The organism is Grimontia celer (assembly GCF_900055185.1).
In the GTDB taxonomy this organism is placed as follows: Bacteria; Pseudomonadota; Gammaproteobacteria; order Enterobacterales; family Vibrionaceae; genus Enterovibrio; species Enterovibrio celer.
The window spans coordinates 1-6,836 of record NZ_FIZX01000014.1; the positions used below are offsets into that span (position 1 = coordinate 1).

At 47.4% G+C, this 6,836-nt stretch carries 7 protein-coding genes, 4 tRNA genes and 1 rRNA gene; 4 read left to right on the forward strand and 8 right to left on the reverse strand.

Annotated features, from left to right (window positions below; genetic code table 11):
* The 5 genes from GCE9029_RS25020 to GCE9029_RS25040 form a co-directional block, all read right to left on the reverse strand.
* On the reverse strand, positions 1-254 hold a 254-nt coding region (locus GCE9029_RS25020), incomplete at its 3' end, for a GTP-binding protein (protein ID WP_231870200.1).
* A gap of 110 nt (positions 255-364) precedes the next feature.
* A tRNA-Thr gene (locus tag GCE9029_RS25025) sits at positions 365-440 on the reverse strand.
* Positions 441-450: 10 nt separating this feature from the next.
* Positions 451-525, reverse strand: a tRNA-Gly gene (locus GCE9029_RS25030).
* Positions 526-565: 40 nt separating this feature from the next.
* A tRNA-Tyr gene (locus GCE9029_RS25035) sits at positions 566-650 on the reverse strand.
* Between the two features lie 22 nt (positions 651-672).
* Positions 673-748 (reverse strand) — tRNA-Thr (locus GCE9029_RS25040).
* A gap of 208 nt (positions 749-956) precedes the next feature.
* Here GCE9029_RS25040 and coaA point away from each other — a divergent pair.
* The gene (gene coaA / locus GCE9029_RS25045) at positions 957-1,892 is read left to right on the forward strand and encodes a type I pantothenate kinase (RefSeq protein WP_062667958.1); all 936 of its coding nucleotides are present in this window, start codon (positions 957-959) and stop codon (positions 1,890-1,892) included.
* A gap of 1 nt (position 1,893) precedes the next feature.
* Here the strand turns inward: coaA and birA are convergent, their stop codons facing one another.
* Entirely contained in the window at positions 1,894-2,859 is a 966-nt protein-coding gene (birA, locus tag GCE9029_RS25050; RefSeq protein ID WP_062667959.1) for a bifunctional biotin--[acetyl-CoA-carboxylase] ligase/biotin operon repressor BirA, read from the reverse strand.
* Positions 2,847-3,887: a UDP-N-acetylmuramate dehydrogenase gene (gene murB / locus GCE9029_RS25055; protein ID WP_062667960.1), complete on the reverse strand. Its 1,041-nt coding sequence runs from the start codon at positions 3,885-3,887 to the stop codon at positions 2,847-2,849. The genes birA and murB overlap by 13 nt, the downstream gene beginning before the upstream one ends.
* Before the next feature lie 81 nt (positions 3,888-3,968).
* Between murB and GCE9029_RS25060 the strand changes: the two genes are divergently transcribed.
* The 3 genes from GCE9029_RS25060 (at position 3,969) to GCE9029_RS25070 (ending at position 6,495) form a co-directional block, all read left to right on the forward strand.
* Complete coding sequence (locus GCE9029_RS25060; protein WP_062667961.1) at positions 3,969-4,406, forward strand: GNAT family N-acetyltransferase; 438 nt, start codon at positions 3,969-3,971, stop codon at positions 4,404-4,406.
* 108 nt (positions 4,407-4,514) lie between these two features.
* A complete protein-coding gene (pssA, locus tag GCE9029_RS25065; RefSeq protein ID WP_062667963.1) occupies positions 4,515-5,864 on the forward strand; it encodes a CDP-diacylglycerol--serine O-phosphatidyltransferase in 1,350 nt (449 codons plus the stop codon).
* 10 nt (positions 5,865-5,874) lie between these two features.
* Positions 5,875-6,495, forward strand: a complete 621-nt coding sequence (locus GCE9029_RS25070; protein ID WP_062667965.1) for a nicotinamidase — start codon at positions 5,875-5,877, stop codon at positions 6,493-6,495.
* A 216-nt stretch (positions 6,496-6,711) separates the two neighbouring features.
* On the opposite strand, the gene rrf is transcribed toward GCE9029_RS25070, so the two are convergent.
* Positions 6,712-6,827, reverse strand: a 5S ribosomal RNA gene (gene rrf / locus GCE9029_RS25075).
* Between the last annotated feature and the right edge of the window lie 9 nt (positions 6,828-6,836).

A 6,836-nucleotide genomic window follows, 5' to 3' on the forward strand; every position in this document is an offset into this window, starting at 1 on the left:
TGTCCTGGGCAGTCTACGTGTGCGTAGTGGCGAGTTGGAGTATCGTACTCTACGTGTGAAGTAGAGATAGTGATACCACGCTCGCGCTCTTCTGGCGCGTTATCGATTGATGCGAAGTCACGCGCTGCACCGCCGTAAGTTTTAGACAGTACAGTACAGATTGCTGCAGTCAGAGTGGTTTTACCGTGGTCAACGTGGCCGATAGTACCAACGTTAACGTGCGGTTTCGTACGTTCAAATTTTTCTTTAGACATGACAGTCCCTCTAAGCACGGTATTTTGGTGGTTTAACGACCACACATACAACAAACGGATTTTTGTTGAGTATATGACAAATGGCTTGAAGTAACTTTGGGGAGAAAGAGTGGTGCTGATACCCAGATTTGAACTGGGGACCTCACCCTTACCAAGGGTGCGCTCTACCAACTGAGCTATATCAGCACTATAAGATTGGAGCGGGCAGCGGGAATCGAACCCGCATCATCAGCTTGGAAGGCTGAGGTAATAGCCATTATACGATGCCCGCTTTCAGTTTCTCGTAGAGCTATTCAAACTATTTGAAATAATGGTGGTGGGAGAAGGATTCGAACCTTCGAAGGCGGAGCCGTCAGATTTACAGTCTGATCCCTTTGGCCACTCGGGAATCCCACCAAATTGTTCTTTTTTGTCGTAATGGTGCCGGCTGCCGGAATCGAACTGGCGACCTACTGATTACAAGTCAGTTGCTCTACCAACTGAGCTAAGCCGGCGACAAGTGCTGCGCATTCTATTCAATGATTTTTAGCGTTGCAATAGGTAATTTAAAAATTTCACCCAAATAAGATCTTATGGGGCATTAATTCACCAATTTGCTCCGTTTTTTAGCTAGATGGCGCAGCGTTAAATCCCCTCCATACTTCCACAAACCGCATCGATAAGGTATTGTCGCTCTCCTTAACACACAGATTCATCCAGAGCATGAGTGATTTACTAACTCCATATTTGTCGTTTGACCGTGAGCAATGGTCAGAATTGCGCGACTCAGTACCAATGACGCTTGACGAGACCGATCTCGAAAAGCTGCGTGGTATTAACGAGCATTTGACGATGAATGAAGTGCGGGATATCTACCTGCCGCTTTCGCGATTGCTGAATTTGTATGTAAAAGCGCGAAAAGGTCGCACCCAAGTGCTTGAGCACTTTTTGGGGCAAAAAGACAATAATGTTCCGTATGTGATTGGTATTGCTGGCAGCGTGGCAGTCGGAAAAAGTACAACTGCACGTTTGCTGAAAGCACTGCTGGAACGCTGGCCTGAGCACCCAAAAGTCGAGCTCATCACCACTGATGGTTTTCTTCATCCCAACAAGATCCTCAATGAACGTGGATTGATGAAGAAGAAGGGATTCCCAGAGTCTTACGATATCCGAGGTCTGGTGCAGTTCGTTGCAGATGTTAAATCAGGGAAATCGCGGGTCGAAGCGCCCGTCTATTCGCATCTGGTCTATGACATCACTGAAGATACCAAAGTCGTCCAACAGCCGGACATTTTGATCGTGGAAGGTCTGAATGTATTGCAAAGTGGTATGGATTACCCGCACGACCCTCACCGCGTTTTTATCTCGGACTTCTTGGATTTTTCTATCTATGTTGATGCCGACAGCGAACTGCTGAAAACCTGGTATATCGAGCGCTTTATGGCGTTCCGCAAAGGTGCGTTTCAGAACCCAACGTCCTATTTCCACCACTACACCAAGCTTTCGCATGATGAAGCAGTACAGACCGCATCAGGTATTTGGGAAGAGATTAACGGCAAGAACCTGGAAGAGAACATTCTTCCTACGCGTGAGCGTGCTGGCTTAATCCTCCAGAAAGGAACCAATCACGCGGTTCAAACCGTAAAAGTTAGGAAATAGCTTAGTCGTCAGCGCGCAGACTGATTTCTCCGCCGAGATATGGGGTAATGCCATTTTCGGTTTCCAACAGCAAAGCCCCTTGCTCATTGATCCCGCGCGCAATCCCCTTAACCACTCGCTCACCCAGCAGTAATTTCACCGCACGACCCTGAAAGTTGTCATAGCTGTCCCAGCGTGGCACGAAGCCTGCCATTCCAGTTTCTTCATATTGCTTCAGTGCTTCTGTTACGCCATTTATTAAAGCTGCTGCCAAAGCGTTTTTATCGGGAAGTGAATAGCAAGCATCCTGAAGATTTGCCCAACTTTGATCCACCTTTTCCGTTTCAGGCATTGAAACGTTCAGCCCCATACCAATAACCAAATGAGCGGCATCGCCAGCCTGACCTGTCATTTCTACCAAAATGCCGGCAAGCTTCTTGTCATTCCAGTAAAGGTCATTCGGCCACTTCACTTTGACGCCTTCAGCACCCAGATTCTGTAAAGTCTCAGCCATTGAAACGCCCACAACAAGGCTTAGTCCCATCGCAGCAGCCATACCTGCATCCAATCGCCAATACATGGAAAGGTAGAGGTTGGCACCAAAAGGAGAAAACCACGTCCTGCCACGGCGTCCACGGCCTGCCTGTTGATATTCGGCAAGACAAGCAGAACCAGACTCCAACTGACCTACACGATCCAGAAGATGCTGGTTTGTAGAGTCAATCACGGGGATAAGCTCAAATGCAGGAACGTTTAGTTGCGCGTTCAGCGCACCTTCATCAAGGAGATTAAGCGGCGCAGGCAGGCAATAGCCTTTCCCCTGAACACGGAACACATCCACACCCCACTGTTGTAGAACCTTGATGTGTTTGCTGATTGCAGCTCGGCTCATACCGAGCTCTTCACCCAATTTTTCGCCCGAGTGAAACTGGCCGTCTGCCAGCATTTTTATAAGTGCCAGACGGGGGGTATTATCTAGCGCTGGCATATTGCCTCCAATGTGGTCTCTTGTGTCGCACCCATAAAGCGAACCTCGTGTTCTAACAAGACTCCAAAACGTTGTTGAACAGTATCAACCACTTCTTTCGCGAGAGTCACGACATCACTGGCTGTTGCACCACCACTATTTACCAGCACCAATGCCTGCTTATCATGAACGGAGGCACCACCGACGCTTTTGCCCTTTAAACCACACTGATCGATAAGCCAGCCCGCAGCAAGCTTCACTTCTGAGTTCGATACTTCAAACGATGGTATCTTTTCATTATCAGCTAAGAGAGATTTTATCTGTGTCTTAGGCACAACTGGGTTTTTAAAGAAGCTCCCAGCATTTCCTAACAGATTAGGATCAGGCAGTTTTTCACTTCGAATTTCGCAGACTTTATCAAACACCTCTTTGGCGGAAACATCATCCTTACTCGCCAAATCTCCCAGTGCCCCATAACCTATCACTGGCTTCCAAGCTTTAGATAACTGGAAACCTACAGCAAGAATAATGGCTTTATCTTTGAGTTCACGTTTGAACACCGAGTCCCTGTAACCAAATTCACAAGCCCCTGCTCCCATGCGAATGACTTCGCCGGTTTCAAGCATCAGGACATCGACATACTCACACCGCTCATTCAGCTCAACACCATAAGCACCGATGTTCTGAATGGGGGCAGAACCTACAAGGCCAGGGATAAGCGCAAGGTTCTCAAGACCAGGCATACCCTGTTCAACTGTCCATTTCACCAAATGGTGCCAGTTTTCACCGCCAGCTACATGAAGGTGCCAATGCGAAGCTGTCTCTTCAACATCAATACCCTTTAGGCGATTTAGAATCACGATCCCGTCAAAATCTTCACAGAACAGAAGATTACTGCCTTCGCCAAGGACGATCTTTGGCTCGTCAGCACGATCACGCCAGATCTTGATAAAATCTTCCGCGCTTTGCGCTTCAATAATGGCTTTGGCCTGAACATCAATACCAAAGGTGTGAAATGGTTTAAGCGATGTAGTAGACAGGATATTCATTCGGATCGCAGTTTCGTTTTGATAAAGTCTTAGTGATGTATACTACCCCATCCGCCTTGAATTCACAGTGATTTGATAACCATGGCCGACACCCGATATGCCCTTCTCGACCCACTCCGTTTTCCACTGGTGGCGCGTTTTTACAAAACACATTATCCAGCAGGGAAGCCTAAGAAAGATGAAATCATTTGGACTGCAGAAAACAACAGCGGCCTTTTTGGTTCAGTCAGATTCAGGCAGTTTCCTGACTTCCAACTTCTGACCGGTATGCTTATTGCCCCCGAGCAACGAGGGAAAAAGCAGGGAGAAGCTTTCCTCAATGCCGTTCAAACTCAGATCCAGACCAAGACTTGCTATTGTCTTGCGTATCGCTATTTAGAAAACCTCTACAAAGAGGCTGGATTTGAAGTGATCGAGGTCAGTAATCTGCCCGAAGAATTACGTGGCCGATACCAAAGCTACTGCAACAGTGGTAAAGATCTTATCCCAATGGGTCACAACTCAATGTCACAGTTGTAAATCGAGATAGCTGACACATCGATATCGCTGGAAATTGCACAATTTCTGGTACAATACAGGGTTTGATTTGCGTTAACACGACCCAGTGTCGAACTTAATGAGGCAACAATGGTTTCAGCTACTGCCAATAAGCAGTTGATCGATCAGCTCCCGAAAATTGCGCACCGTCCAGACCAGCTAGAGACGCTGCTCGATGCGAGCACCTTCAGGGAGCGCCTGCTTCACGAGATAGCAAACGCTAAACATCGTATTTACCTTGTTGCGCTTTATCTGCAAGACGACGAGGCAGGGCGTAATATTCTTGACGCGCTCTACGAAGCAAAACAAAAGAATCCAGTTTTAGATATTAAAGTGCTGGTTGACTGGCACCGTGCTCAACGTGGCTTGATTGGCGCAGACAAGTCTGACGGGAATGCCGCACTCTACCGTGAATACGCAGAAAAGTACCAACATAAGATTGATGTATTAGGCGTACCGGTGAGAAACCGCGAAGTTTTTGGTGTGCTTCACCTGAAAGGTTTTGTCTTTGATGACACCGTTATCTATAGCGGTGCCAGCCTTAATGACGTCTATCTTGCTCAGCATGAGCGCTATCGCTACGACCGCTACCACGTCATTAACAGCAAAACATTAGCTGATTGCATGGCGGGCTTTATCGGCAATACATTAGTCGCCAGTGATGCGGTGACCTGTCTTGCACAGCCTAAGCGCCCTGAAGTAAAGGTACTGAAGCCAGCTATCCGCAACCTCCGCGCGCGCCTGCAAGCTGCAAGCTATAACTTTATCTCTCAGCATATCAATGACGATCAGATTGGCCTGACACCAATGGTGGGATTGGGTAAGCGTAAGAACTTTCTGAATATGCAGATTTGCCGCCTGATCGCCAGCGCGGAAAATGAGCTCATCATTTGCACACCTTACTTCAACCCACCTCGTAGTGTGGCCCGGGAGATCCGAAGCGCACTGCGCCGCGGTGTGAATGTCACCATTATCGTTGGTGATAAAACAGCGAATGATTTCTATATTCCACCGAGTGAGCCGTTTAAAACAATTTCTGGCCTGCCTTACCTGTATGAAATAAACCTTCGTAACTTCGCGCGTCGTAACGAGGCTGCCATTGCCAAACGTCAACTCAAAATTCACCTTTGGAAACATGATGACAATAGCTTCCATCTCAAGGGGATTTGGGTAGACAGATCTTACATGCTGCTGACCGGTAACAACCTTAACCCTCGCGCATGGAAGCTTGATCTTGAGAACGCTATTCTGCTTCACGATAAACGCCGTTTGCTTGAAGCAGAAGCACAAAAGGAAATCGACAAGATCTTGGAACACACTCAACTCATTGGCAGCTATAAACAGATCGAAAAGTTAGAAGTCTATCCAGCTCAAGTGAAAAAACTGCTCAAACGTATTAAACGTATCAGAGCAGATCATTTGCTGAATCAGATCCTGTAAGGAGTCAGAAGTGATTGCGTCTATCGATGTTGACCCTCAGAAAACCTTTACGCCTATTTGTCCTGGAGAGTTGCCCGTAGGCGGTGGTGATCAAATTGCTCCCGCCCTCAACGAGCAAGCCAGGAAGGCAAGATTTCGAGTCCTTACCAAGGATGCGCATCCTGTTAATGCGGTATGGGTGGTCGGCAGTCACGATAAGATGTTAGCGCCTTTGGAACATGCCAATGCGGATCTTACTTGGGTGTCCCATGCAGTGCCTGGCACTGAGGGCTTTGAAACTATTCCAGGGCTCCCTGAAGTGACTGAATATGATCATGTCATTTGGAAAGGTGTTGAGCCTGACTTGCATCCATATGGGGCATGTTTTCACGATATTCAGGAAAAGCTCAGCACTGGTCTTATTGAGTGGCTGAAAGCAAAAGAAGTCACCACTGTATTAGTCGGTGGTCTCGCCACCGACTACTGCGTTAAAACCACTGCCATGCAGTTAAAACTACATGGTGGATTTGATGTTTGGGTTAACCTGGAAGCTTGTCGAGGCATTGCTGAAGAAACCACGGAAACTGGCTGCGCTGAAATGCGTGATGCAGGTATTCACGTTATAGAAGCGCTGGATGAGTTCAGCGCTTAACTCACTCATGGAACTAAAAAAACACCACCTTAGAAGGTGGTGTTTTTTTATGCCTATTATTTGCTTGTTACCAAACGCTGTGTATAGCGCTTTATTATCTCCAGAGCGGTCAGGAAGTTTTTAGTAATGTTGGCAAAACGGTAGCAGTACTATGTAAGGAAAGATGCAGATGCAAAAAAGCCCTGACCGTCAGGTCAGGGCTTTTCTAAATTGGAAGCCTGGCGATGTCCTACTCTCACATGGGGAGACCCCACACTACCATCGGCGCTGTTACGTTTCACTACTGAGTTCGGCATGGAGTCAGGTGGGTCCATAACGCTATGGTCGCCAAGCAAATTCTG

Bases quoted from the DNA above. Each gene is read 5' to 3' on its own strand.
- coaA (WP_062667958.1), top strand. From the start codon at position 957: ATGAGTGATTTACTAACTCCATATTTGTCGTTTGACCGTGAGCAATGG.
- birA (WP_062667959.1), bottom strand. From the start codon at position 2,859: ATGCCAGCGCTAGATAATACCCCCCGTCTGGCACTTATAAAAATGCTG.
- murB (WP_062667960.1), bottom strand. From the start codon at position 3,887: ATGAATATCCTGTCTACTACATCGCTTAAACCATTTCACACCTTTGGT.
- GCE9029_RS25060 (WP_062667961.1), top strand. From the start codon at position 3,969: ATGGCCGACACCCGATATGCCCTTCTCGACCCACTCCGTTTTCCACTG.
- pssA (WP_062667963.1), top strand. From the start codon at position 4,515: ATGGTTTCAGCTACTGCCAATAAGCAGTTGATCGATCAGCTCCCGAAA.